Annotated in this window: 1 protein-coding gene; it reads right to left on the reverse strand. The window is 49.2% G+C overall.

From position 1 onward, the window contains the following. On the reverse strand, positions 1 to 714 hold a 714-nt coding region (locus R8N47_RS25150), incomplete at both ends, for a cache domain-containing protein (protein WP_318186097.1).

Below are 714 nucleotides of genomic sequence, written 5' to 3' on the forward strand. Positions count from 1 at the left end.
TGCTTGGTTAGCGTTGTTCGAAATCTCATGCGCGGTGGCTGTCATTTCCGTCATCGCTGCGGCAACTTGCTCGGTTTCTTCACGTTGACCGCCAGCGAGTTCGTCGACTTGAGAGGCGCGTTGCGACATGTTGTTGGTTTCTGCGACGACTTCTTCACCAACTTGAGTCACGCTCTTGATGATGCCCTGCAGGCTTTCAACAAAGATATTGAAGTTGTGCGCTAACTGTTTGAACTCAGGTACGTTGGATTCGTGCATGCGTGCTGTAAGGTCGGCATCGCCTTGCGCGAAGGATTGGATCGAAGCATCAAACTGTTCGATTGGTCGCATGATGCTACGATTCACAAACACGGCGAAGATAGCAACCACGGCAGCGATAGAAACACAGAACAGCGCAATGGCCACTAGAGTCGTGTTGAGCGCGTCATGGGCTGAAGCTTCCATTTCTGCAATGACGGCATCAATGTCATCGGTGTAGAAGCCGGTACCGATCATTAAATCCCACTCAGGAATGAACATTGAGTAGCTCAATTTCGGTAGCGCCTCTGTTTGTCCTAGTTTCGGGAAGTAATAGGTAGTGAATTCACCCGTTTTGGCGTTTTTCAGCAAGTCTTGAATCAGGTAATTACCTTTCTTGTCTTGCAGGTTATAGAAGTTTTCACCGATGCCTTTGTCGTTCTTGCCGACCACAACACGGACGCCTTTGGAGTTGTA

This window comes from Vibrio sp. 2132-1 (assembly GCF_033344315.1).